Here is a 22693-nt window from a genome sequence, read left to right on the forward strand (position 1 = left end):
CCGCTCCTGCGGCGACGGCAGCGCTACGCAATCTTTACGCGCACACCCCTGCTCCGACGTAGCGGTGTTACCTGCCCGGCGCGCATCGTGTCACCACCGCGCCAAACGGCGCTCCGCAAAGGTGTCACATGAGCATCCTGTTGATCCGGCAAGCACCGCAGGGCGTGCCGCCGGCACCGCTTCCGGCCCGCATCGGTGGCCACGCACTGCACTGCCGCAGCGGCGATTCACTGCCGGCCCTGCTCGACGGCCTGCACCAAGCGCGGGACACACGGCCCGCGTGGGTGCTGATCGAAACCGCCGTGGCGGGCGCGCCGCAATGGGACCAGCACGGCCAGGCCCTGCTGGCGGCACTGGAGGCACTGCCCGTGCCCTACATCGAAATGGTGCGCAACGATGCCGATGCGCTCGACGCGCACCTGCACCCGCAGCACGCACCGGCAGTGGTGGTCTGCACCGCGCAACGCGACCAGGCCTGCCAACTGCCATTGGCCATCGCCGCGCGTCGCCTGCAGGCAATGGAGGCCTGAGCCATGTCGATCAACATCGTGCGCGGCCCCCAAGGCAGCGGGGCGCTGCAACGCGCCGCCGCGCCGCTGCCGGAGGCGGTGATGCACTCGCTGGTGCAGCGCGCCCTGGACAGCGGCACCAGCATCGCCGTGCGTGACTGCCGCTGCGAACAGGAACTGCTGGAAGCGTTGTGCGTGGCCGACCACAGTCCCGGCGAGGTCACCCTGCTCGCGCCCGGCGCCTGCGTGCGCAGCGCCCGCCTGCAGCGGCTGCTGCCGCGCCTGCACAACGTCTACGTGGAAGTACATGACGACGATGGTCAGGAACCGCGCCTGCCTGCCGCGGACGGCCACCGTCTCGGCGTTGCCCAAGGCTTCCGCGCCCAGAGCTATGTCCTGGCGCTGGAGATGGCACTGGAACACTTGGGCTGCAACGAGGCCGGCAACCGCGTGCATGTGGGCACGTGAGATACGCCTGTGTAGGAGCGGCCTTGGCCGCGAGGCCATTGAGGCAGAACGCCGTTCCTGCAGATTGCAATTGCAGACGTCTTGCATACATCGCCAACGCCGGCTTCGCGGCCGAGGCCGCTCCTACGCAGTTGGCCGGATATCGCCGATGACCACCATGAATCTGCATCACGAACACCAATACGTGGCTGGCTACGAAATCTACGTGGACGGCCACCCGTTCTGGTGGGGCCATCTTGCCGTCCGCATCGGTGATGCGGACCCGCTGCTGCAGGACCCACAGGCGCTGCTGGATCGGCTGTGTGCGATGGCCGCGCAGCGCCACGATGTGGCCGCCTCGCAGGTGCGGCTGAAGATGGTCAGCCGGTTGTAGATTGCTGCCGTAGGAGCGGCCTCGGCCGCGAAGCTGACGAGCCGGAACGACGTCATGGCGGATGCAGTTGCAGACTTCATGCAGGCTTCGCCATTACCAGCTTCGCGGCCGAGGCCGCTCCTACAACAACGCTGGATACACGAACGGCAGGGTTTCCCCTGCCGTTCGTCGTTTCAATCAAACCACTGTGATGCCGCGATTACTTCAGGCCGCGGTTGTGCAGCAGCGGCTCCACGCTCGGGTCCTTGCCGCGGAAGTCGCGGTAGGCCGTGGCCAGGTCGCGGGTGTTGCCGATGGACAGGATCTTGTCGCGGAACACCTGGCCGTTCTCACGGGTCAGGCCACCGTTCTCCTTGAACCACTCGAAGGCGTCATGGTCGATCATCTCCGCCCAGAAGTAGGCGTAGTAACCAGCCGAGTAACCGCCACCCCAGATGTGGTCGAAGTAGCTGCTGCGGTAACGCGGCGGCACCTGCGCCAGGTCCACCTTGTAACGCTTGAGCGCATCGGCCTCGAACGTGTCCACGTCCTGCTGCGGGGCATCGGCCGCCTGCGTGTGCCAGGCCAGGTCCAGCAGCGCCGCCGACAGGTATTCGGTGGTCATGTAGCCCTGGTTGAAGGTCTTGGCCTTGGCGATCTTGTCCACCAGCGCCTGCGGCATCGCTTCCTTGCTCTGGTAGTGCTTGGCGTAGTTGGCGAACACCTTCGGGTCCGACGCCCAGTGCTCGTTGAACTGCGAGGGGAACTCGACGAAGTCGCGCGGCACCGCGGTGCCGGCCACGCTCGGGTACTTGGTGTTGGAGAACATGCCATGCAGGGCGTGGCCGAACTCGTGGAACATCGTGGTCACGTCGTCCCAGCTCAGCAGCGCCGGCTGGCCGGCGGCGGGCTTGGTGAAGTTGCACACGTTGTAGACCACCGGCTTGCTGCCGGTCAGGCCGTTCTGCTCGACGAATACGTCCATCCACGCGCCGCCGGACTTGCTGTCACGCTTGAAGTAATCGGCGTAGAACAGCGCCAGCGGCTTGCCGTCGGCGTCGCTGACCTCGAACACGCGCACGTCCGGGTTGTACACCGGCAGGTCCTTGCGCTCCTTGAAGGTCAGGCCGTACAGCTGGTTGGCGGCATAGAAGACGCCGTTCTGCAGCACGTTGTCCAGCTCGAAGTACGGCTTGATCTGCGACTCGTCCAGGTCGTACTTGGCCTTGCGCACCTGCTCGGCGTAGAAGTCCCAGTCCGAGGCGGCGGCCTTGAAGCCACCCTTCTGCGCGTCGATCACCTGCTGGATCTCGGCCAGTTCACCCCGCGCCTTGGCGGTGGCTGCCGGCACGGTGTCGGTCAGCAGCTTCAGCGCGTTGGCCGGGTTCTGCGCCATCTGGTCGGTCAGGTTGTAGGCGGCGTAGTTCGGGAAGCCAAGCAGCTTGGCCTTGGCCGCGCGCAGCTGGGCCAGGCGCTGGATGATGCGGCGGGTGTCGTTGGCGTCACCGTGCTCGGTGCGGGTCTCGGAGGCTTCCAGCACCTTGGCGCGCACGTCGCGGTCCTGCAGCGACATCAACGCCGGCTGCTGGGTGGTGTTCTGCAGGCTCAGCACCCACTTGCCGTCGAGCTTGCGCTCCTTGGCGGTACCTTCGGCGGCGGCGATGTCGGCTTCGGACAGGCCGGCCAGCTGCGCCTTGTCATCCAGGGTCACCGCGCCGGCGGCGGTGGCCGCCACCAGCTTGTTGTGGAAGTCGTTGGAGAGTGTGGCTTCCTCGGCGTTGTACTGCTTCAGGGTTTCCTTGTCGGCGTCGTTGAGTTCGGCGCCGGCCTTGACGAAGCCCTTGTAGGTCTCCTCGACCACGCGCAGCTGCTCGGCGTCGAGCCCGGCGCTGGCGCGTGCGTCATAGACCGCCTTCACGCGCGCGAAGAGCTTGGCATCGAGGTAGATGGCATCGCTGTGCGCGGCCAGCTTCGGCACCACGTCTTCCTGGATCTTCTGGCGCTCGGGGTTGGTATCGGCCTGCACCACGCTGAAGAACACGCGGCTGACGCGGTCCAGGATCGCACCGGACTGCTCCATCGGCAGCAGCGTGTTGTCGAAGGTGGCCGGCTGGGTGTTGTCGGTGATCTGCTTGATCTCGACCAGGTGCTGGCGCATGCCTTCCTCGAAGGCCGGCAGGTAGTCACTGTCCTTGATCTTGTCGAACGCCGGTGCCTGGAACGGCAGGCTGCTGGCGGTCATGAACGGGTTGGTCGAGGCGTCGGCCGGCTGGCCGGCCTGGGCGGGGGCGTTGGCGCTCACGGGGGTGGTGGACTCCTTGCCGGAACAGGCCGCCAGCGCAAGGCTGATGGCAGCGGCCAGAACTACGGTACGCGACATGAAACGGCTCCTTGGGAACGGGCTTCGAACAACCCATCACCCTACTCCGATCACCGGTTTCCAGCATGTGCCGATGGTGGCGCCTTGGGCCTGGCCGGCCCCGCCGCGCGGCCGCTCAGGTGGTGCCGCGGTTGCGGCCCCGCCACGGCCGGTACCACGCGCGGATGGCCGCCATGTCGGCCACGTCGTCACCGCTGGTGTGGAACGGCGGTCCGAAGCCGATCACCCGTTCGGTGTAGTGGAAATAGGCCGGGATCACCGGCACCTGGGCGGTGCGCGCGATGCGCAGGAATCCGGTCTTCCACTCCTTGACCGGCTTGCGCGTACCTTCCGGGGCCAGTGCGAACCAGATCCGCTCGCTGCCCTGGATCATCGCCACCGCCTGCCCGACCGTGCCCTGCGGCGAGCTGCGGTCCAGCGGCACCACGCCCAGCCCGCGCAGCACGCTGCCCAGCGGCCACCAGAACAGCTTGTCCTTGCCCAGGATGCGCGCTTCCACGCCCAGCGCCATCTTGGCCGCCAGCCCCCACAGCCCGTCCCAGTTGGAGGTATGCGGCGCGGCGATCACCACCGCCTTGGACAGGTCCGGGATCGGGCCGCGGATGCGCCAGCCGCCCAGGCGCAGCACGGTGCGCCCCAGCCAACGGACGAACGCATTGGGTTTGACCCTGGGCACATTGGATGGAATGACGGGCACCACGGGCTCGGAATGGCTCAAGTACTACTCCCAATTGCGGGTTGAACGGCCGCGCTTGACCTGGGCGCGTTCCTTTTTCTGGTCCAGCCGGCGCAGCTTGGAACCGTAGGTGGGCTTGGTCGCCACCCGCGCCTTGGGCACCGACAGGCTGGTCTGGATGAAGGCCACCAGCCGCTCGCGGGCATCCTGGCGGTTGCGGTCCTGGGTGCGAAAGCGCTGGGCGTCGATCACCAGCACGCCCTCGCCGGTCATGCGGCGGTCGCGGCGTGCCAGCAGGCGCTGCCGCAACGGCTCGGGCAGCGAGGGCGAGCCGGCCACGTCGAAGCGCAGTTCCACCGCGGTGGATACCTTGTTCACGTTCTGCCCGCCGGCCCCGCTGGCGCGCACGAAGCGTTCGACGATCTCCGTTTCCGGTATCGCCAGCTGCGCCGAGATTTCGATCAGGCCTGTCCCCATCGGCGCATTGTAAGCAGCCGACCCATGCCGGGCCATGCTCGGCGGGCGCGCTCGGCGGAAGTCCCTATCCAACCCTCCCCTTGGCGGCGCCAAAGGGACAGCGGAACGCAGCATCACGATGCGCTTTCCCGTCCAGCGAACCCTCTCCCTGCACGGCCGGGGAAGGCTGGGCAGGAGCCGGCACAGGCGGCCCGGAGAGAACTCAGCGCGCCTGCGCCGGATCCCACTCCCGCGCTTCCCAACGCCGCCAGGCGCGGTAATGGTGGATGGCGAAGCCGGCGAACGACGGGTCCTTGCGCAAGGCACGCTCCACCTTGGCCACTTCCTGCTCGAACACCTCCGGCCCTTCCTCGTCGAAGGTGACCTTGTCGATCTCGTTCGGCGACACCTCCAGCCCGATCACCACCTTCCTGCCCACCTGGTTGGCATAGGCGATCTCGCTGGCCGCATGCGAAAGAATGCTGTCACTGCCTTCTGCCTTGTCGCGATAGTCCATCAGCGCGACGTAGTCATACAGGTCGATCGTGTGCTCGCTGACCGGGCGGCGCCTGCCCTTCCACTCCAGCTCGATGCCATCGAGCCAGAACGGTATCGCCGGCCCCACGCTCAAGGTCGCGCCATGCGCATGCTTGATCTGCATCAACGCATCGCTCATGTCCAGGAAGCCGGCGAGCAGGCCCTCGCGGGTGTCCTCGTCCCATGCATCCAGGATGTGCGGCTCGATGTCCAGGTTGGCGCCGTCGAAGCGCGCCGTCTCCGGCACGCTGGCGTTGTACTCGACCACCCGCAGGAACATCGCCTCGGCCTGCGCGCGATGCGATGGCAGCACGTAGTTCTCGGTGTTCAGGTAGGCCGAACCGAGCAGCGCGTAGACCTTCATGCCCTGCGCATGCATGCGCTCGATGAAGGCACGGTACAGCTGCGGCTGCTCCACGATCAGGTTGCGGCCCTGGTAGGCATCGGCATACAGGTACAGCGTGTCGACATGCCGGGGCTTGAGGTAGGCGATGGCCTCCTCGGCCACGGCCGGATCCTCGACCAGCGCATACGACTCCGCTTCCCAGGTCCAGAACGCGCGGCTGGCGGGGCTGGCCGCCGTGGCCGGCAGCGCGCACATCAACCAGACCAGGCCACCGGCCCACAGCGACCTCATGGCGCGCTCCCGCCGGCGGTGGCGGCACCGGCCTCCACCGGCAGGTGGTAGCGGCCGATGCCGACCGGCTTGCCGTTGTCCGGGTCGGACGGGAACACCGACACGAAGCAGCGGCCGGCGCATGCCTGCGGATAGGGCAGCAGCAGCTGCACCTGCTGTTTGCCGCCCACCGGCAGCTGCACGGCGCTGCCGTACACCTCCTTCAACTCGCGGCCATCCTCGGTCGCCAACACGGCCAGCGGCACGAACGGCTTGCTCGGGACCGCGTCGCCATTGCTGAACACCGCCGTCAACTGCACGCCCCCGCCGATGCGCGCCACCTGCGCGGACTCCATGCCCACGCCGTGCGCGGTCGGTGCGACCACCGCCAGGGCATCCGGCCGTGCCGGTGCCTGGTACGCCACCAGCGGCGCGTTGGCACCGTCCGGGGTCAATGCCCGCCGCTGCATGAAGATCGCATTGGCCTGCACGTAATGCGCCCGTCGCGCGGCCACCCAGTCACGCACCGCCGGATCGTCGGCTTCGGCCAGGTGCATGCCGTCCTGCAGCTCGTACAGCTTGCCCTCGCGCAGCCACCAGCGTTCGGCCAGGTACTCCGGCGCGCTGGTCTTGGTCTGCTGCAGCGGCAGCGCATGGATGTTGCGGAAGCTCTCGGCCATGTCCAGGCCGGTGCCCAGCCACGGCGTCCGCGCCGGGCGTTGCAGGCCGTAGGTATTGGACAGCAGCGCCACCAGCGACGGCGTCACGTCCAGCTGCGAGGACACCGCGCGCACGCGCCGCGGCTGCTTGAGCAGGGGCGAGAAGATGATCAGCGGCACGTGGTAGCGGTCCACGTGCTCGCCCATCGGGATCTCCGGCAGGCGATGGTCGCCGGTCACCACGAAGATGGTATTGGCGTACCACGGTGCACTGGCCACGCTGTCGAAGTAACGGCGCAGCTGGTCATCGGTGTACAGGATGGTGCTGTACTCCGCGGCATTGGCGCGGTACGCCGGCAGTTGCGCGGCGGGCACCTGCAACGCCTGCAGGCGCTGTTCCAGCCGCGCGCGGTAGACCTCCTGGCCGGGGAACGCGTAGCTGGTGTGCATCGAGATGGTCTGGATCGCCGCCAGGAACGGGGCCTGCAGGCGGTTGCTGTCGGCCAGCACGCGCGAGACCAGCTCCTTGTCCGGATAGCCCCAGGCACTGAAGGGGTTGCGCTGGTAGCCGTCGCCGAAGGAGTTCATGTCCACCAGCTGCTGGACCTGCTGCAGCTGCATGTACCCCTTCTCGTCGTCGAAGGCGGTGTCGGTGCCGTTGTAGAAGGCGGTGTGGTAGCCCTGCTGGCCGAGCACGCTGAACAACCCCGGATGCGCCGGCATGCCGGCCCCCAGCGCGGTGAAGCCCTGCTCGGCGAACGGTGCCGAGCCGAACAACGTCGGCAGGACGCCGAAGGTCCGGCCCTGGTTGGCAAGGAAGTTGTCGAAGTACAGGCTGCGCGCGGCCAGTTCGTCGAGGAACGGCGTGAAGCTGCCCAACGATGCCTGCGGCCCGGAGAACGAACGCCCCAGGCCCTCGACCACGATCACCACCACGTTCGGCCGGCTGCCGTCGCGGGTCGGCGAGAAGTAGTCGCCCAGCGTGTCGGGGGTCGACTCCTGGCGCAGGAACGGGTACTGCGGATCCAGCGCCGGCAACTGCGTGGCTGCGGCCACCGGCGGCGGCGAAACGATGCCTGCGCCGTCCCGGCGCCAGCGCCATACATCGCCACTGAACCAGGCCAGCTTGTTACAGGCCAGGCCGCGTGCGGCATCATCGCCCAACACCTTGGCCCCGGCCGGCAGCGGCAGCAGCCATGCGGCAATGCCGGCGACCAGCAGTACCGTCGTGGCCAGCGTCGAGCCCCGCCCGTCGCGGCGATGCCAGAGCAACAGGCCCAGCCACAGCACCACCAGCGGCAGCACCAGGGCGAGCACGCCGCGCGGCTTGAGCGCTGCACCATCGGCCAGCGTGGTGCGGATTTCCGCCGTGCTGTAACCGAACAGGTCCGCGCCCAAGGGCACCTGCGCCACCTGGTAGTACTGGTCGAGCATGGCCTGCACCACCAGCAGCAATGACCACACCACCGCCAGCAGCAGCACGCGCGGCACGCGCCGGCGGATCGCCAGCACCGGCAGGCTCACCAGCAGCAGCAACGGCACCAGCCGCAGCAGCACCAGGCCGGCCTGCACCAGTGCGATGCCCGCGATGGCCCACCGCTGGTTGCCGTCCCAGCTCGCGCCCTGGAGGCCATTGAGCACCGCGCCGGCCACCAGCACCGCCTGCGCCAGCAACAGTGCCGGGAAGGCGGAGGAGAAACGCGACCACGCATTGCCGTTGTGTTCGGTCATCGTCATCACCGCGGCCCGGCTACCAGCGCGTGTACAGCGACGCGGAGACACGCTGCTCGTCGTAGCCGCCGTCGTCATCGGCATAGCCAAGCCCGATCTTGAAGCCCCAATTCGGCGCGAAGTAGTGCTTCCATGCCACCCCGACCGCGGCGTTGCTGTCGCGCACCACGGTGCCGAAGCGGTCCATGTCGGTGCTGCGACCGCTGCTGGCGCTGACCTCCAGGTAGTCGTCGGCATCGCCCTTGTAGTAGTTGCGCAGCAGCACGCGGTGGCTCCAGCTGCCATTGCCGACGCCGGGCACGTGCTGCAGCTTGTAGCGGCCGTACCAGTTGCCGACGTAGCGCCCCACGCCGATCCCGTAGAACTCGGTATCGCCGGAGAAGCGCAGGTGGTCGACGCTGGCCGACAGCTCCCAGCCACTGCCCACGCCCTGGAACACTTCCGCGCGCCAGGCCTGGCGCGGCAGCACCCCGCCGGAAGGGCCGTGCTGGTACCGCAGGTTGGCGTAGGCGCGCGGCCACAACGGGACGTAGCCATCCAGTGCCCAGGCCGTATCGCGGATGCCGAAATGATCGGCGCGCAGCAGCTCCAGGCCCAGCGAGCCGCGGCTGAACTGGCGGCGCACGGTCAGGTCGGCGTCGTTCCAGCTTTCCCGGTCACCGCTGAAGCCGGTGTGGTCCCAACCCGCGCTGGCGCTCCAGCGGTAGCCGGCGACGATCACGTCCGGGTTGGACAGGCGCGGCAACAGGCTCTGCTGCAGGCCGGCGATCTCGCCGGGGTCGGCGCCCAGGCCGGCGGCGGCATCGAAGTCGGCGCGCGCCGCTTCGCGCTGCCCGGCATCGCGCAGGGCGCGCCCGCGGGCGATGCGCGCGGCCGGGTCCTGCGGTGCCAGTTCCACCCAATGGGAGTAGGCATCGGCGGCCGGTTGCGGACGGTCGCTCCAGCGGTACACGTCACCCAGCGCCGACCACGCGTCGGCATAGGTCGGGCTTTTTTCCACCACCGCGCGCAGGTCGTTCTCCGCCGCCGCATACTGGCCGTCCCACGCGTAGGTGCGCCCACGTGCCAGCAACAGGTCGCCATTGCCGGGGTGCTCGACCAGCAGGGCCGTGTAGCGCGCCAGGGCCTCGGTACGCTGCCCGCCGGTGGCCAGTGCCTGCACCTGGCGCATCTGCACGGTGAGCGCGTCCGGCTCGGCATCCTGCGCCATCGCGGCGGCACTGCAGCTGGCCAGCACCAGCAGCAGCGCCACGTGCAGCGTGCGGGGAGTGGAAGGCGGTTGCATGGCCAATGAATCGCTCCTGGTCTTCATGGTAGGTGGCTCCCTTCCGGCGCATGCGGTTGGCTCGCCGGCTCCGCACCGGCCGCGTTCTGCTGCCAGGAACCATCGCGGCTGACGTGTCCCCAGCTGTGGCGCCGGCGCCGGCTGAACAACCAGCGCATGGTGCCGACGAAGCGCCAGCAGGAATTGATCTGGCGGTAGCCGAAGTTCTCCAGCACCGCGACGACGAACATCCGCAGCTGCTGCAGTGGCCGCTTGTACAGGCCGAAGGACAGCTCCTCCAGCAGCATCGCGTTGACCGAGAGCAGGATGCCCATGCCCACCGCGGCGGCCAGGAACACCAGGAACACATCCAGCGGCACCAGCCCCACCAGTGCCAGTACGATCATCGAGGCATAGCCGATCACCTCGATCACCGGGCCCAGGAACTCGAACACCAGCATGAACGGGAACGCCACCCATCCGGCCGCGCCACCGTGGCGGCTGAACATCAGCCGGATGTTCGACCACAGGCTCTCGGCCAGGCCGCGTTGCCAGCGCACGCGCTGGTTGCGCAGCGAGGCCAGGTCGGTCGGTGCCTCGGTCCAGCACACCGGGTCGGGCACGAACACGATGCGGTAGTCGCGCTGTTCTTCGCGCAGGTTGCGATGCAGGCGGATCACCAGATCCATGTCCTCGCCCACGGTATCGGTGCGATAGCCACCGATGGCGATCACCCGTTCCTTGTAGAACACCCCGAACGCGCCGGAGATGATCAGCAGGGCATTCATCGGCGACCAGCCCATGCGCCCGAACAGGAACGCGCGCAGGTACTCCACCAGCTGGAAGCTGGGCAGCAGGCGGCGGGGCAGGCCGACTTCGGACAACATGCCGTCCTTGACCGTGCAGCCGTTGAGCACGCGCACCACGCCACCGCTGGCCATCACCCGGCGGTCCTCCAGGAACGGGCGCACCACCCGCGAGAGGCTTTCCGGCTGCAGGATGCTGTCGGCGTCGATCACGCAGAACAGCGGGTAGCGCACGCAGTTGATCCCGGCGTTGATCGCATCGGCCTTGCCGCCGTTGGCCTTGTCGACCATGCGCACGCGCGGGTAGCGGGCCGAGGCATAGACGCCCTTGACCAGCTCGGTGTGCAGCCGCGCGCGATAGGCCTCCGGCACCAGTACCAGGCCGAAGGCCTCGATCAATGCCTCGCGGGTGCGGTCGCTGGAACCGTCGTTGACCACCACGATCTCGAAGTCGGGGTAGCTGGTCTTGAGCAGCGAACGCACCGAGGACACCACCGAGGTTTCCTCGTTGTAGGCCGGCAGCACGATGCTGACCGGCGGCTGGTACTCGCGCAGCGCCGCCGGCAGGTAGTTGGCCCGGTATTCGCGCATGTAGCGCACGATCTGGTAGGCGGAGATGTAGTTGAGCACCAGGTAGGCCAGGTTGATCGCCACGAAGTAGGCGACGAACAGCCACTGCAGCGCGGCCAGCTGCTGCAGCCATGGCAACTGCTGCAGGTACTCCACGAAGGATTGCCAGTAGTTCATGTCGCCCCCCTGAGCCCGTGCTCGGACAACACCTGGTCGATGATGTCGCGGCCGAAGGCATCCCCCTGCCGCTGCTGCACCTTGCGCATGGCCTCCACGCCGTTGCCGCTCAGCGCCATCAGCGCCTGCGCCGCGCGGTAGCGCACCCACCACACGCTGTCGGCCAGCAACGGCTCCAGCCGCGCGGCGTCGGCGGCCTCGCCGATGCGGCCCAGCGCGACCGCCGCATGCATGCGGACATGCCAGCGCGAGGCGGCAAGGAACCCGATCACCCGCTCGCGCTCGTGGCGGTCGTTCACCAGCTGCAGGCAGACCGAGATGATGTGGTCGTCGACGTGCCCGTCCAGCAGCTGCCGGAGCACGCCGCTGGCGCGTTGCGGATCGATGTCGGCCAGGAAGCGCACCAGCTTCACCGTGGTATCGGCGTTGGCACGCAGCAATGCATTGCCGAGCTCGCGGGCGGCGCTGCCGTCCTTGTTCTCGGCCAGGATGCGTGCGACGTTGCCCGGCACCCAGTCCTCGCGCTCGGCCACCAGTGGCACGAACATCGCCATCGCGCGGGGCGGGTCCACCTGGGCCAGCGCACGCGCCGCGCACAGCGACACGATCGGGCTGCGGTCGGTCAGGAACGGCGACAGCCGGTCGAACAGGCGACGATCGCGCAGGTGGCCCAGGGCGATGATGGTCATCGCACGGTCGTGGTAGCTGCCGCGCAGCAGCCGTGGCGAGACCTCCTCCAGCCCGACCCGCTGCCCGACCGGGACCAGGCGCCGTGCGGCCTCCTCCGGCAGTGATTCGTGCAGGGCGTTCCAGGCGTCGACAAAGCCCTGCACTTCACCCGGCTGCAGCCGCTGCACCTCCACCGGCCCCAGCAGGGCCTGCTGCAGCACCCGCGTCCAGTGCTCGCGTGCCTGCAGGTCGCGTTGCTCGCGGCGCTGCGCGCGCATTCTCAGGATCACGATGAGGGTCAACAGCACGCACGCGAGCAGCAGGGTCAGCACCGCGACCCAGCCCGCGATCATCACGACAGTCGACCCCTTGGCCAGCTCTTCCATCGCCCTTCCCCCCATTGATGCAGGGGCCTGGCTACCGTGCCTGCCCCTCCCCTGTGTCGCACCTTCAGGCAGAGCCTACGCCGAAAAATGTGATTTACATCTCATTTTCCGTAAAATTTTCATCCAGGTGACATCCTGATCTGCTAGGCCCTTCACGCGGATTGCTGTTTTTACATTGAAAACAACAACTTGCCGAAAACATCCGGTCACACGTCCAGTCGGCCAGGCCGGGCGAGCGGCACGCCGATGCTGCACCGCAGGTATGCTCCGGGCATGCCCCGGACTCCAGGAAGGCCCATGTCTGCACATCGCACCGTCCGTTCCCGCCTCACGCCCCTGCTGCTGGCCGGCAGCCTGCTGCTGGCCGGCATCGCGCCCGCCCTGGCCACGCCACCGTCGGACAGCGACATCAACCGCCTGCTCGCCGCCTCCCGTGCGCAGAACATGCTCGACGCGATGCTGCCGCAGATGGAAGCCATGCAGCAGCAGCAGTTCGCCCAGCTCAGCGGCAACCAGCAGCTGAGCCCGGAGCAGAAGCAACGCATCCAGCGCATCCAGCAGCGCACCTCGCAGACCATGCGCGAAGCGCTGTCGTGGTCGCAGATGCGGCCGATGTACGTGGACCTGTACAAGCGTTCGTTCTCGAAGGAGGACGTGCTGGCGATGGCCGAGTTCTACGAGAGCCCGGCCGGCCAGAGCCTGCTCGACAAGACCCCGACGCTGATGCAGAACCTGATGGTCGCCATCCAGCAGAAGATGACGCCGCTGCTGGCGGACCTGGAAAAGGACCTGCAGCAGATCGTCAATGAGCCCGAGGCCAAGGGCGGGAAGTAAACGAAAGAGGAAGCAACGCCCCCGCGTGGTGCTGCCCTTGGCGATGCCAAGGGAGGAGGCGGGAGCGTGGCGATCGCTGTGATCGGACTGACCTGCAGGAACCGTCCCCTCCTTGCACAGCAAGGCGGGGTGCGGTCGGGGCAACGGCCCCCTCACCTCACGGCTGCGGCGACCACCCGAACAGGTCCATCGCCTTGCCGAACTCGCGGTCCAGCGGCGCGCTCACGTCCACCCGGCCGCCCTGCGGATGCGGGAAAGCCAGCCGCTCGGCGTGCAGCAGCATGCGGTGCACGCCCTGCATGCGGAACGTGCGGTTGTGCCGCCCATCGCCGTGGCTGGTATCGCCGATCAGGTGATGGAACAGGTGCTTGAGGTGCCGGCGGATCTGGCGGAAACGCCCGGTCTGCGGCTGGCAGCGCAGCAAGGCATAGCGCGAGGTCGGGAAGCCGTTCGAGGGAATCGGCAGCTCGCCGGTCAGCAGCTTCTGGAAATGGGTGATGGCCGGCTTCTTGACCGGTTTACCCGGGCCGCCGTCCAGGTCGTGGTCGACGGTGAACGCGTCTTCGGCCGGCCAGCCCCGGCACACCGCCAGGTAATCCTTGCTCACCTCGCCACCCATCAGCGCCTTGCCCAGCGCACTGGCCGTTTCACGATCGAAGGCCAGCAGCAGGCAGCCGCTGGTGGCACGATCCAGCCGGTGCACCAGGAAGATCGGCTTGCCCAGCTGCGCGCGCAGGCGGTCGGCGAGGAAGTCATCCTCGCCGCGGGCCAGCTTGCTGTCGTGGACCATCAGCCCAGCCGGCTTGTTCACCACCGCCAGCCACTGGTCCTCGTACAACAACGGCAACGGCTCGAACACGACTTCCGCTTCGGCGGCTTCCACCGTCGCGCTCATCGCCGCAACCAGGCCGACGCCAGCGCCAGCACGCCCACGCCGCCGGTGATCCACGACCACAGCGGCACCGAGGCAAGCAGCGGGCCACCGGTCTGCAGCCCGTACAGCAGCGCCGACACCACCACCAGGCCGACGCCGGTCACCGCGGTGACCACGCGTCGCTGCATGCGGCGCAGGGTCTCGTTGAGGCTGACGATGTCCTGCGAGCGCATCGCCAGCTCGTGCTTGCCCTCGACCTGCTGGCGCAGCCAACTGTGCAGCAGCGCCGGCATGTCCGGGGCCTGGGTCATGATTTCCGGCAGGCGCTTGGCCAGTTCCTTCAACGCGCGGCGCGGGCTGTAGCGCTCGCGCAGGATGCGTTCGAGCACCGGCTTGGCGACCGCCCAGATATCCAGCTGCGGGTCGAGCTGGCGGCCCACGCCCTCGATGTTGAGCAGGGTCTTCTGCAGCAGGATCAACTGCGGCTGCAGGGTCAGCTGGTAGCGCTGCGCGGTGCGGAACAGCTTGACCAGCACCTCGGCCAGCGAGATCTGCGACAGCGGGCGGGTGAAGTACGGCTCGCACACCGCGCGCACGGCCGCTTCCAGCTCGTCGATGCGCACCGTGGCCGGCATCCATTGCGCCTGCAGGTGCAGCTCGGCGATGCGCCGGTAGTCGCGGTTGAAGATCGCCATGAAGTTCTCGGCGAGATAGTACTGATCCTCCTCCGAAAGCTGGCCCATGATGCCGAAGTCCAGCGCGATGAAACGCGGGTTATCGCGGCGCGCCGGGTCGATGTCGACCCAGATGTTGCCGGCGTGCGCATCGGCGTGGAAGAAGTTGTCGCGGAACACCTGCGTGTAGAACACGCGCACGCCCTTGGCCGCCAGCGCCTGGCGGTTGATGCCGGCGGTGTCCAGCGCGGCGATGTCGTCCGAGGGGATGCCCCATACCCGCTCCAGCGTCAACGCGCGTTCGGCGGTGTGGCTCCAGATCACCTCCGGCACGTACAGGTCATCGGAGTTCTCCCAGAACCGGCGCAGCACGCTGGCATTGGCGCCTTCGCGCTGCAGGTCCAGCTCGGCGGCCAGGGTGGTCTCGATCTCGGCCACCACTTCGCGCGGGCGGATCTTGTCCGCACGCGGATGGGTGCGCTCGACCAGCGCGGCCAGCGACTTGAGCAGGGCGATGTCACCGGCGATCTGCTGCTCGATGTCCGGGCGCAGCACCTTGACCACCACCTGGCGGCCACCGTCCAGCGTCGCGGCATGCACCTGCGCGATCGAGGCCGAGGCCAGCGGCGTGGTATCGAAGCTGGCGAACGCCTCGGTGATCGGCAGGCCCAGTGCCTGTTCGACGATCTGCAACGCGCGTTCCCCATCGAACGGCTTGACCCGGTCCTGCAGCAGGGTCAGTTCGGCGGCCACGTCCGGCGGCACCAGGTCGCGGCGGGTGGACAGGATCTGCCCGAACTTGACGAAGATCGGCCCCAGCTCCTGCAGCGCCAGGCGCAGCCGTGCGCCACGCGAGAGCGAGGCGATGTCGGCACTGGCGCGCGGCACGAACGGCTTGGCCAGGCGCAGCCAGCGCTCCACCGGGGTGCCATCGAGCAGCGCGTCCAGGCGGTAGCGCAGGATCACCCGGCCGATGCGGCTGGCGCGGAACATCGCGCGGGTCGCCTTCATGCGGCACCTCCCAGGCGCTGGCGCAGCCGCGCCACGCGCACGCCCAGGCGCTCGACGTCGTCGCGTATCACATCCACGTCGTCGTGGAAGGCCTCCAGCTCGGCGCGCGGCACCACGTCACGCGACTCCTCGGTGACGTACTCAGCGGCGCTTTCGGCCAGGTCCCTTGCACTGCGCCGCGCCTGCACCAGCGCCGCGCGCAGGGTCTGCGCGATCTGTACGCCCAGCACCTCGCCGAAAGCCTTGACGAAGGGCTGCTGCCAATCCGGATCGAAACGGCTGGCCAGCTGCTGCAGCCGGCGCGCCAATTCAGCATCACCGGACACCTTCACCCGCCCGGCCGGCGCGCTGTTGCCGCGCCGTGCATTGGCCAGGAACGGCAATTGCGCCAGCACGCCACCGAGCGTGCTGCGCACGGCAAGGTCGGCCTCCTGCGCGGAATCGACCGGGCCCACGGTCAGGCGCTGCCCGCTGACGCCGATCTGCATCGCCAGTGCCGGCGATTCCAGGGTCAGGGCGATGCGTTGCCCGTCCAGCGTGGCCAGCGCACTGCGGGTATCCGGGTCCAGGGCCAGCGCACGGTTGAGCGCCACTTCCAGCGCTCGCCCGGCCAGCGGCTTGATGACATTGAAGGGGGATGGAGACATGCCGGGCATTCTACCGAAGCAGGCAACCGGGAATGGCCGTGGTCGGGGACCGGGAACGCGGGGGCGCATGCGGCCGGCGGTGCGAGGGGCGTTTGGCTGAATGTCACCTTTCCAGACACACCGGTGCTTTTCGCCGTGGAACGGCAACGGGCGCGGGAGCGCGTGAAACCGCCCTGCCCGTCCCTGCTCGCCCGCTCCCCGCAAGAACATTTCCTGTTCCCCCTGCCCCATTCCCTGCTTCATGCTATGCATACCCCTCACAGGCATTCGGCAGGAGCAACAGGCAATGGGCAAGACCCGGGTAGGCATCATCTTCGGCGGTCGTTCGGCCGAACACGAGGTCTCGCTGCAGTCGGCGAAGAACATCCTCGACGCGCTGGACAAGGAGCGGTTCGATGTCAGCCTGATCGGCATCGACAAGCAGGGCCATTGGCACGTCAGCGACCCGCAGCAGTTCCTGCTCAACGCCAACGACCCGGCGCGGATCGCGCTGAACCGTTCCGGCAATGCCGTGGCAGTGCTTCCGGGCCGCGAGCAGGCGCAGCTGGTACCCAGCGACCCGGCCTCGGCGCTGCAGCAGATCGACGTGGTGTTCCCGATCGTGCACGGCACCCTGGGCGAGGATGGCTCGCTGCAGGGCCTGTTGCGCATGGCCAACCTGCCGTTCGTCGGCTCCGGCGTGCTGGGCTCGGCCGCGGCGATGGACAAGGACGTGACCAAGCGCCTGCTGCGCGACGCCGGCCTGGCCGTCGCCCCGTTTGCCTGCTTCAACCGCAGCACCGCCGCCGGCGCCGACTACGCCACGCTGGTCGCGCAGCTGGGCACGCCGCTGTTCGTCAAGCCCGCCAACCAGGGCTCGTCGGTCGGCGTGAGCAAGGTGCGCAATGCCGGGGAGTTCGCCACCGCCATGGCGCTGGCGCTGTCCTTCGACCACAAGGTGCTGGTGGAATCTGCCATCGTCGGCCGCGAGATCGAATGCGCGGTGCTCGGCAACGACCACCCCGAGGCCAGTGTCTGCGGCGAAGTGGTTGTGCACGACGACTTCTACGCCTATGACACCAAGTACATCAGCGCCAACGGCGCCGAAACGGTGATCCCGGCCGACATCAGCGACGACGCCCAGCAGCGCATCCGCCAGATCGCCATCCGCGCCTACCAGGCGCTGGAGTGCGCCGGCATGGCGCGCGTGGACGTGTTCCTCACCGAGGCCGGCGAGGTGGTCATCAACGAGATCAACACCCTGCCCGGCTTCACCCGGATCAGCATGTATCCCAAGCTGTGGGGCGCCTCCGGCCTGGATTACACCGCGCTGATCACCCGCCTGGTCGAGCTGGCGCTGGAGCGCCATGCCGCCGACAAGGCGCTGTCCAGCTCGATCACCTCCACGCCATGAACCCAGCGCCCGCCGCCGGTGACGCGCCCCGCGCGATCACCGGCGACGACCTGCCTGCACTGCTGGCGTTGAACAACGCCCACGCGCAGGAGCTGTCCTGGCAGGAGCCGGCGGCCTTCGCACGGCTGCTGCGGCAGGCGTTCTTCGCCCGCACCTGCGCCGATGCGCAGGCGCTGCTGATCGCGCTGGACCAGGACGCCGACTACGACAACCCCAACTTCGCCTGGCTGTCGGCGCGCTACCGGCGCTTCGTCTACATCGACCGCGTGGTGGTCGACGCGCGGGCGCGCGGCAAGGGGCTGGCACGGCAGCTGTACGCCGCTTTGGCCGCGCACGCACGCCTGCATGGCCATGATTGCCTGGTCTGCGAGATCAACGCCGATCCGCCCAATCCCGCTTCCGTGGCCTTCCACCAGCAGCTCGGCTTCAGGCCGGTGGGCGAAGCCCGCCTGGACAATGGCAAGACGGTGACCTACTTCGCGTGCCCGCTCGCGCCCTGACCGGCGCCCGGCGGCAAACGCAACGGCCCGCCCTGGGACACCCGGGCGGGCCGTTGTGGTTCAAGCGGTTCAGCCCTTCTTGCGGAACAGCGAGATCACCGCAAGGATCAGGAACACCACGAACAGGATCCAGGCGATGTTGCTCGCCGCACCGGCGATGCCACTGAAGCCCAGCAACGCGGCGATGATGGCGATCACGAAGAAGACGACGGCGTAATGAAGCATGGCGACCTCCTGTATATGAAAACAGGGTCCATGCTGGACAAGACGCGGTGGTCAGACGGTGATGGGGGCGTGAGCGCCGGATGACGACCCTGCGCTTCAGCGACCGGCCGCCAGGCGGCGCAGGCCTTCGGCGATGCTCACCTGCGGGACATAGCCGAAATCGCGGCGCGCCGGTTCCATCGAATACCAATGCGGCGTGCACAGCTGTTCGGCCAGGAAGCGCGTCATCGGCGGCTCGCCGCGCAGCCGCAGCAGCGGCCACAGCCGCTCGCACACCGCGCCGATGCGGTAGGCGGTCTTGAACGAAACGGTCTTGGTCACCGGCGGCGCATCGACCGCGGCCAGCAGCTTGTTGAGCAGCACGCGCATCTCCAGCGGCTCACCGTTGGAGATGAAGTAGGCCTTGCCGGCGCAGGCCGCGCCGACCACCAGGTGATCGAAGGCATCGAAGTGCGCCTGCGCGGCGTTGTCGATGAACGTGGTATCGACCTTGTTGCTGCCGTCGCCCACGAAGCGCAACCGGCCGGCGCGGGCACGCTCGGCCAGGCGCGGCACCAACTGGTTGTCACCCGGGCCCCAGATCAGGCGCGGACGCAATGCCACGGTGGCCAGCTCGGCACCGTTGGCGGCCAGCACTTCCTGCTCGGCGAGGGTCTTGGTGGCCGCATAGGGTGCCTGGAAGTCCTCGCCGTAAGGCACTTCATCCGCACCGAGGCCTTCCACCGGATGGGTCGCGCGATGGGTCACGCTGGGCGTGGAGGTGTAGACCAGCCGGCCGATGCCATGCGCGCGGCACGCGGCCAGCACGTTGCGGGTACCGACCACGTTGGCCTGGAAATAGCTGTCATAACTGCCCCAGGCACCGGCCTTGGCGGCGTTGTGGAAGATCGCGTCAACGCCGGCGGCGGCGTGATGCACCGCATTGGCATCGGCCAGGTCACCCCGGATCTGGCCCACGCCGAGCGCCTGCAGCGCCGGGTAATGGCCGCGATTGAAGCTGAGCACCTCATGCCCGCGCTCGACCAGCCCGCGGCACAAGGCCTGCCCCAGGAACCCACCGCCACCGGTGACAAGAATCTTCATCTGTTCGATCGCCTCTGCTGCCGGCCCCTGTGCCGGCTGTTCGGGTTGCAAGTATCGCAGCAGCGGAGGGCCTGGGGTTTTGGGGATCTGGCCGGAACCGCGTTCTCCCCCTCCCCAGCCCTCCCCTTGGCTGCGCCAAAGGGAGGGGGTGGTTCATGCAGGTCGGTCAGGTCATCGCGAAAGCCATGCTTCTGCCCCCTCCCTTTGGCGCAGCCAAGGGGAGGGCCGGGGAGGGGTCGCGCTTTGGGGCCTTAAGCCCCCAGCTTCTCCGTCGCCCACACCGCCAGCTTCTCGCGCCCGATCTTGGCGTTATGACGGATATCGACCGGAAAACCCGGATGGCGCAGGAACGTGGCAATCCCGGCCAGCGTCTGTTGCGCCGCGGCCAGCGCACGCAGCTGCGCCTCCACCCCCACGGCATCGGCGCCCGGCAGCACTTCGTAGCACAGCACCGGCACCTGGCTGCCCGGTGCGCCGACGCCGACCAGCGCGGTGCGGCGCACCCCGGCGACAGTGTTGAACACCGGCTCGACCTGCTCGGTGTACAGCGGGCCCTGCGCGGTTTCCACGCGCTGGGTCTTGCGCCCGCAGAACCACAGGCGGCCCTGCGCGTCGAACCACCCCACGTCGCCCATGCGATGCACGATGCGCTCACCGCCATCGCCGAGTACCTCGCGGATCTTCGCCGCGGCCGTGGCCTGCGGACGATTGAAATAACTGTCGGTGGTGGTCGGGCCAACCACGGTGATCTCGCCTACTTCGCCAACCGGCAACTCGCGCACCCCGCTCCACTCCGGGATCGGCGCGTCGGTGATGGCGATGATGCGCACCTGGTTGGGCGGCACCACGCGACCCACGCAGGTACCGGCACCGGCCTCGGTGGCGCCGCGCGTGTCCTGCAGCTCGCGGCCCTCGATCACCGCCACCGGCAGGCATTCGGTGGCCCCGTACGGCGTCCAGAACTGCGCATGCTCGGGCAGCAGCGCGCGGATCCTGGCCACCGTCTCCGGTGGCACCGGCGCGCCGGCCGAGGTGGCGCGGGTGATCGTCGGCAGCGGCTGGCCGTGTTCGGCCAGCACCCGCATCAACGCCGGCGAGCCGAACAGCTGGGTCACGCCGAAGCGATTGATCGCGTCATGCAGCTTGCGCGGGTCGGCGCTGCCAGGCCGGGTCGGGTCCATGTCCGGGATCACCGAGGTCAGGCCCAGCGCCGGGTCGAACAAGGCGAACGGCGGGAAGGTCGGCAGGTCCACGCCACCGGGTTGCATGCCGAAGGCATTGCCCAGCAGCTCCACCTGGCCGACGAAATGGCGATGGCGGTACACCACGCCCTTGGGCACGCCAGTCGAGCCACTGGTGAACAGGATCGCGGCCACGTCATCGGGCGCGGTATCAACCAGCTGGCTGCCCTTGCCACTGCCGGCCGCCTCCAGCGCGGCCAGCGTGGTGCCCCCCCAGCCCCAGCGCCGGCCCACCGTGACCAGGCGCGTGGCGGACTTCGACCAGCCCAGCAGCAGGCGCGCCAGGTGCGCCAGCGGGATACCGATGAAGGCCTGCGCCTGGGCTTCGTCCAGGCATTGGCGCAACGCACGCCTGTCGATGCCCGGGTCGACCAGCACCGGCACCGCGCCGATCTTGAACAGGGCGAACATCAGCAGGAAGAACGCCGGCCCCGGGCGCACCATCACCACCGTGCGCACGCCGCGACCGATGCCATACGCGGCCAACCCGGCACCGATCGCATCGCTGCGCGCATCCAGACTGCGGTAATCCAGGGTCACGTCGTAGGCAGCCATGCCCCCGGGACCGGGTCGGCCCGGACAACGGATGGCGATCTGGTCGGGACGTTCACGCGCCAGTTCAGGCAGGCGCGCGGCGATATTGCAGTGTTTGTTCATCTTCCTATTGTCGCCGCTGAAGAAAATTCTTGCGCGCGGCCCGGCAGCGTGGAAAATTCCGTGCCTTCCCCATCGCCCCGCTGCCGCCCGAAGGCCGGCTTCCCATGCCCCATCCCTGCCTGACGTGTGGTGCCTGCTGCACCCAGTACCGTGTCGCCTTCCATTGGATGGAATCGGATGAAGTCACCGAAGGCGGCGTGCCGCACCAGCTGACCCAGCGCCTGGACCCGCATCGCCTGTGCATGCAGGGCACGTACTCGGACCCGATCCGCTGTGTGGCGCTGGATTCTGAGATCGGCGTGTACTCGCGCTGCACCATCCATCCCAACCGGCCCAGCGTGTGCCGCGAGGTGGATGCCTCGTGGGAGTACGGCAAGGCCAGCTCGCAGTGCGACCGCGCGCGCATCGCGCATGGCATGGCGCCGCTGACCCTGGCGGACTGGCGCTGGCGCGATGACGCCGACAATGACGACGACCATCCCGACGACAACGGCAACAGCCCCTCCTCGCCACCGAACACGCCGGTCGCCGCCTGAGCTCCCGCCGCCGCGCTTACCCGGGGCTGCCGAGCCGGCAGCCCGCTGCAGGGCGCTTCACAGCGCGGTGTAACGCCCCCACAGGTCCTCGAACTCCTGCGCGAAGCTGCGCACCAGGTTGCGGTCGTTGGTGACCACCAGGTTCTCGTCGTTGTACGAGGTGGCGGTGCGCGTCCAGTTGAAGCTGCCGTTGGCCAGCAGCTTGCCGTCGAACAGCGCGAACTTGTGGTGCATGTGGTACTGGGTGTGGTCCACATGCACCGCGATGCCGGCCTCGTGCAGGCGACGGATGTCGCTGCCATCGTCGTAGAGCTTGTCGTTGTCGCTGACGATGCGCACCTGCACGCCGCGCTTGTGCGCATCGAGGATGACGCTGGTCAGGCGGTCGTCGGAAATGGTGAACACGCAGATGTCCAGACTCTTCTTTGCACTGGTGCACAGCCCGCGCAGGCGCTGCATGCAGGCATCCCCCGGCGAGAAGTAGACGCTGCTCAGGGTCTCCGGGACATCGGCGCTGGCATCCAGTGTGCGTACGATCTGCTCGACCCACTTGAGCAGCGGCAGCGCGTCGGCCGGATTGGCGGCGATCTGTTCGCGGGCGATGTCGAAGGCCCGGTTGCGCAGGAAACGCACGCGGTCCGGTGGCAGCTCTTCGCCGAGCTCGCGCAGCTCGACCTTTTCCTGCGGGCTGAGCACCCGGTCCTGCACGCTGTCGCGCAACTCACGGTCCAGACTGTCGAAATCCATCCATCGCTCCATGTA

The 22693-nt window shown here is 68.2% G+C and carries 22 protein-coding genes; 7 read left to right on the forward strand and 15 right to left on the reverse strand.

What is annotated here, in order from left to right; all coding sequences use genetic code 11:
• Positions 1-128 precede the first annotated feature (128 nt).
• The 3 genes from IB227_RS08405 (at position 129) to IB227_RS08415 (ending at position 1350) form a co-directional block, all read left to right on the forward strand.
• Positions 129-530 (forward strand): hypothetical protein, encoded by a 402-nt coding sequence (locus tag IB227_RS08405; RefSeq protein WP_192286964.1) that lies wholly within the window; start codon positions 129-131, stop codon positions 528-530.
• Between the two features lie 3 nt (positions 531-533).
• Positions 534-977 carry a 3-dehydroquinate dehydratase gene (locus tag IB227_RS08410; RefSeq protein ID WP_192286965.1) on the forward strand — a complete coding sequence of 148 codons (444 nt, stop codon included), beginning with the start codon at positions 534-536 and terminating at the stop codon, positions 975-977.
• A gap of 148 nt (positions 978-1125) precedes the next feature.
• Positions 1126-1350: a hypothetical protein gene (locus IB227_RS08415; RefSeq protein ID WP_192286966.1), complete on the forward strand. Its 225-nt coding sequence runs from the start codon at positions 1126-1128 to the stop codon at positions 1348-1350.
• A 199-nt stretch (positions 1351-1549) separates the two neighbouring features.
• Here IB227_RS08415 and dcp read toward each other — a convergent pair whose 3' ends face one another.
• The 8 genes from dcp to IB227_RS08455 all read right to left on the reverse strand — a co-directional run bounded on the left by dcp (position 1550) and on the right by IB227_RS08455 (position 12256).
• A complete protein-coding gene (dcp, locus tag IB227_RS08420; protein ID WP_192286967.1) occupies positions 1550-3709 on the reverse strand; it encodes a peptidyl-dipeptidase Dcp in 2160 nt (719 codons plus the stop codon).
• 115 nt (positions 3710-3824) lie between these two features.
• Positions 3825-4409 (reverse strand): lysophospholipid acyltransferase family protein, encoded by a 585-nt coding sequence (locus IB227_RS08425; RefSeq protein ID WP_318639537.1) that lies wholly within the window; start codon positions 4407-4409, stop codon positions 3825-3827.
• Positions 4410-4430: 21 nt separating this feature from the next.
• On the reverse strand, positions 4431-4862 hold the full coding sequence (arfB, locus tag IB227_RS08430; RefSeq protein WP_192286969.1) for an alternative ribosome rescue aminoacyl-tRNA hydrolase ArfB: 432 nt from the start codon (positions 4860-4862) through the stop codon (positions 4431-4433).
• A gap of 202 nt (positions 4863-5064) precedes the next feature.
• Positions 5065-6015, reverse strand: coding sequence for a hypothetical protein (locus IB227_RS08435; protein WP_192286970.1), 951 nt, complete (start codon positions 6013-6015; stop codon positions 5065-5067).
• A complete protein-coding gene (locus tag IB227_RS08440; RefSeq protein WP_192286971.1) occupies positions 6012-8384 on the reverse strand; it encodes an LTA synthase family protein in 2373 nt (790 codons plus the stop codon). Before IB227_RS08440 ends, IB227_RS08435 begins: the two co-directional genes overlap by 4 nt.
• A 19-nt stretch (positions 8385-8403) precedes the next feature.
• Positions 8404-9696, reverse strand: coding sequence for a YaiO family outer membrane beta-barrel protein (locus IB227_RS08445; RefSeq protein WP_192286972.1), 1293 nt, complete (start codon positions 9694-9696; stop codon positions 8404-8406).
• A complete protein-coding gene (locus IB227_RS08450) occupies positions 9693-11201 on the reverse strand; it encodes a glycosyltransferase (protein WP_192286973.1) in 1509 nt (502 codons plus the stop codon). The genes IB227_RS08445 and IB227_RS08450 overlap by 4 nt, the downstream gene beginning before the upstream one ends.
• Positions 11198-12256, reverse strand: coding sequence for a HEAT repeat domain-containing protein (locus tag IB227_RS08455; protein ID WP_192286974.1), 1059 nt, complete (start codon positions 12254-12256; stop codon positions 11198-11200). The genes IB227_RS08450 and IB227_RS08455 overlap by 4 nt, the downstream gene beginning before the upstream one ends.
• A gap of 297 nt (positions 12257-12553) precedes the next feature.
• Here IB227_RS08455 and IB227_RS08460 point away from each other — a divergent pair, with 297 nt between their 5' ends.
• Positions 12554-13090, forward strand: coding sequence for a DUF2059 domain-containing protein (locus IB227_RS08460; RefSeq protein WP_132863666.1), 537 nt, complete (start codon positions 12554-12556; stop codon positions 13088-13090).
• Positions 13091-13247: 157 nt separating this feature from the next.
• On the opposite strand, the gene IB227_RS08465 is transcribed toward IB227_RS08460, so the two are convergent.
• From IB227_RS08465 to IB227_RS08475, 3 genes are read right to left on the reverse strand one after another with little or no spacing between them, the layout of a single operon-like run.
• Positions 13248-13985, reverse strand: a complete 738-nt coding sequence (locus IB227_RS08465; protein ID WP_192286976.1) for a pseudouridine synthase — start codon at positions 13983-13985, stop codon at positions 13248-13250.
• Positions 13982-15649, reverse strand: coding sequence for a ubiquinone biosynthesis regulatory protein kinase UbiB (gene ubiB / locus IB227_RS08470; RefSeq protein WP_192286977.1), 1668 nt, complete (start codon positions 15647-15649; stop codon positions 13982-13984). The genes IB227_RS08465 and ubiB overlap by 4 nt, the downstream gene beginning before the upstream one ends.
• Entirely contained in the window at positions 15646-16305 is a 660-nt protein-coding gene (locus tag IB227_RS08475) for an SCP2 sterol-binding domain-containing protein (RefSeq protein WP_192286978.1), read from the reverse strand. Before IB227_RS08475 ends, ubiB begins: the two co-directional genes overlap by 4 nt.
• Positions 16306-16582: 277 nt before the next feature.
• Between IB227_RS08475 and ddlA the strand changes: the two genes are divergently transcribed.
• On the forward strand, positions 16583-17689 hold the full coding sequence (gene ddlA, locus IB227_RS08480) for a D-alanine--D-alanine ligase (RefSeq protein WP_132863671.1): 1107 nt from the start codon (positions 16583-16585) through the stop codon (positions 17687-17689).
• Positions 17686-18189 carry a GNAT family N-acetyltransferase gene (locus tag IB227_RS08485; RefSeq protein WP_192286979.1) on the forward strand — a complete coding sequence of 168 codons (504 nt, stop codon included), beginning with the start codon at positions 17686-17688 and terminating at the stop codon, positions 18187-18189. The genes ddlA and IB227_RS08485 overlap by 4 nt, the downstream gene beginning before the upstream one ends.
• Positions 18190-18258: 69 nt before the next feature.
• Here the strand turns inward: IB227_RS08485 and IB227_RS08490 are convergent, their stop codons facing one another.
• The 3 genes from IB227_RS08490 to oleC all read right to left on the reverse strand — a co-directional run bounded on the left by IB227_RS08490 (position 18259) and on the right by oleC (position 21395).
• Entirely contained in the window at positions 18259-18414 is a 156-nt protein-coding gene (locus IB227_RS08490; protein ID WP_104940304.1) for a DUF1328 domain-containing protein, read from the reverse strand.
• Positions 18415-18510: 96 nt separating this feature from the next.
• Positions 18511-19497, reverse strand: a complete 987-nt coding sequence (gene oleD, locus IB227_RS08495) for a 2-alkyl-3-oxoalkanoate reductase (protein ID WP_192286980.1) — start codon at positions 19495-19497, stop codon at positions 18511-18513.
• Positions 19498-19748: 251 nt separating this feature from the next.
• Positions 19749-21395 (reverse strand): olefin beta-lactone synthetase, encoded by a 1647-nt coding sequence (gene oleC / locus IB227_RS08500; RefSeq protein ID WP_192286981.1) that lies wholly within the window; start codon positions 21393-21395, stop codon positions 19749-19751.
• Between the two features lie 104 nt (positions 21396-21499).
• Between oleC and IB227_RS08505 the strand changes: the two genes are divergently transcribed.
• Positions 21500-21931, forward strand: a complete 432-nt coding sequence (locus tag IB227_RS08505) for a YkgJ family cysteine cluster protein (protein WP_132863676.1) — start codon at positions 21500-21502, stop codon at positions 21929-21931.
• Positions 21932-21988: 57 nt separating this feature from the next.
• Here IB227_RS08505 and IB227_RS08510 read toward each other — a convergent pair whose 3' ends face one another.
• Positions 21989-22678, reverse strand: a complete 690-nt coding sequence (locus IB227_RS08510; RefSeq protein WP_192286982.1) for a phospholipase D-like domain-containing protein — start codon at positions 22676-22678, stop codon at positions 21989-21991.
• Between the last annotated feature and the right edge of the window lie 15 nt (positions 22679-22693).

The organism is Stenotrophomonas sp. STM01, assembly GCF_014852135.1.
Taxonomy (GTDB): Bacteria; Pseudomonadota; Gammaproteobacteria; order Xanthomonadales; family Xanthomonadaceae; genus Stenotrophomonas; species Stenotrophomonas capsici.

Bases quoted from the DNA above. Each gene is read 5' to 3' on its own strand.
- ddlA (WP_132863671.1), top strand. From the start codon at position 16,583: ATGGGCAAGACCCGGGTAGGCATCATCTTCGGCGGTCGTTCGGCCGAA.
- ubiB (WP_192286977.1), bottom strand. From the start codon at position 15,649: ATGAAGGCGACCCGCGCGATGTTCCGCGCCAGCCGCATCGGCCGGGTG.
- IB227_RS08505 (WP_132863676.1), top strand. From the start codon at position 21,500: ATGCCCCATCCCTGCCTGACGTGTGGTGCCTGCTGCACCCAGTACCGT.
- IB227_RS08490 (WP_104940304.1), bottom strand. From the start codon at position 18,414: ATGCTTCATTACGCCGTCGTCTTCTTCGTGATCGCCATCATCGCCGCG.
- IB227_RS08415 (WP_192286966.1), top strand. From the start codon at position 1,126: ATGACCACCATGAATCTGCATCACGAACACCAATACGTGGCTGGCTAC.
- oleC (WP_192286981.1), bottom strand. From the start codon at position 21,395: ATGAACAAACACTGCAATATCGCCGCGCGCCTGCCTGAACTGGCGCGT.
- IB227_RS08410 (WP_192286965.1), top strand. From the start codon at position 534: ATGTCGATCAACATCGTGCGCGGCCCCCAAGGCAGCGGGGCGCTGCAA.
- IB227_RS08460 (WP_132863666.1), top strand. From the start codon at position 12,554: ATGTCTGCACATCGCACCGTCCGTTCCCGCCTCACGCCCCTGCTGCTG.
- arfB (WP_192286969.1), bottom strand. From the start codon at position 4,862: ATGGGGACAGGCCTGATCGAAATCTCGGCGCAGCTGGCGATACCGGAA.
- IB227_RS08445 (WP_192286972.1), bottom strand. From the start codon at position 9,696: ATGAAGACCAGGAGCGATTCATTGGCCATGCAACCGCCTTCCACTCCC.
- IB227_RS08405 (WP_192286964.1), top strand. From the start codon at position 129: ATGAGCATCCTGTTGATCCGGCAAGCACCGCAGGGCGTGCCGCCGGCA.
- dcp (WP_192286967.1), bottom strand. From the start codon at position 3,709: ATGTCGCGTACCGTAGTTCTGGCCGCTGCCATCAGCCTTGCGCTGGCG.
- IB227_RS08475 (WP_192286978.1), bottom strand. From the start codon at position 16,305: ATGCCCGGCATGTCTCCATCCCCCTTCAATGTCATCAAGCCGCTGGCC.
- IB227_RS08485 (WP_192286979.1), top strand. From the start codon at position 17,686: ATGAACCCAGCGCCCGCCGCCGGTGACGCGCCCCGCGCGATCACCGGC.
- IB227_RS08465 (WP_192286976.1), bottom strand. From the start codon at position 13,985: ATGAGCGCGACGGTGGAAGCCGCCGAAGCGGAAGTCGTGTTCGAGCCG.
- IB227_RS08450 (WP_192286973.1), bottom strand. From the start codon at position 11,201: ATGAACTACTGGCAATCCTTCGTGGAGTACCTGCAGCAGTTGCCATGG.
- oleD (WP_192286980.1), bottom strand. From the start codon at position 19,497: ATGAAGATTCTTGTCACCGGTGGCGGTGGGTTCCTGGGGCAGGCCTTG.
- IB227_RS08510 (WP_192286982.1), bottom strand. From the start codon at position 22,678: ATGGATTTCGACAGTCTGGACCGTGAGTTGCGCGACAGCGTGCAGGAC.
- IB227_RS08435 (WP_192286970.1), bottom strand. From the start codon at position 6,015: ATGAGGTCGCTGTGGGCCGGTGGCCTGGTCTGGTTGATGTGCGCGCTG.
- IB227_RS08440 (WP_192286971.1), bottom strand. From the start codon at position 8,384: ATGACCGAACACAACGGCAATGCGTGGTCGCGTTTCTCCTCCGCCTTC.
- IB227_RS08455 (WP_192286974.1), bottom strand. From the start codon at position 12,256: ATGGAAGAGCTGGCCAAGGGGTCGACTGTCGTGATGATCGCGGGCTGG.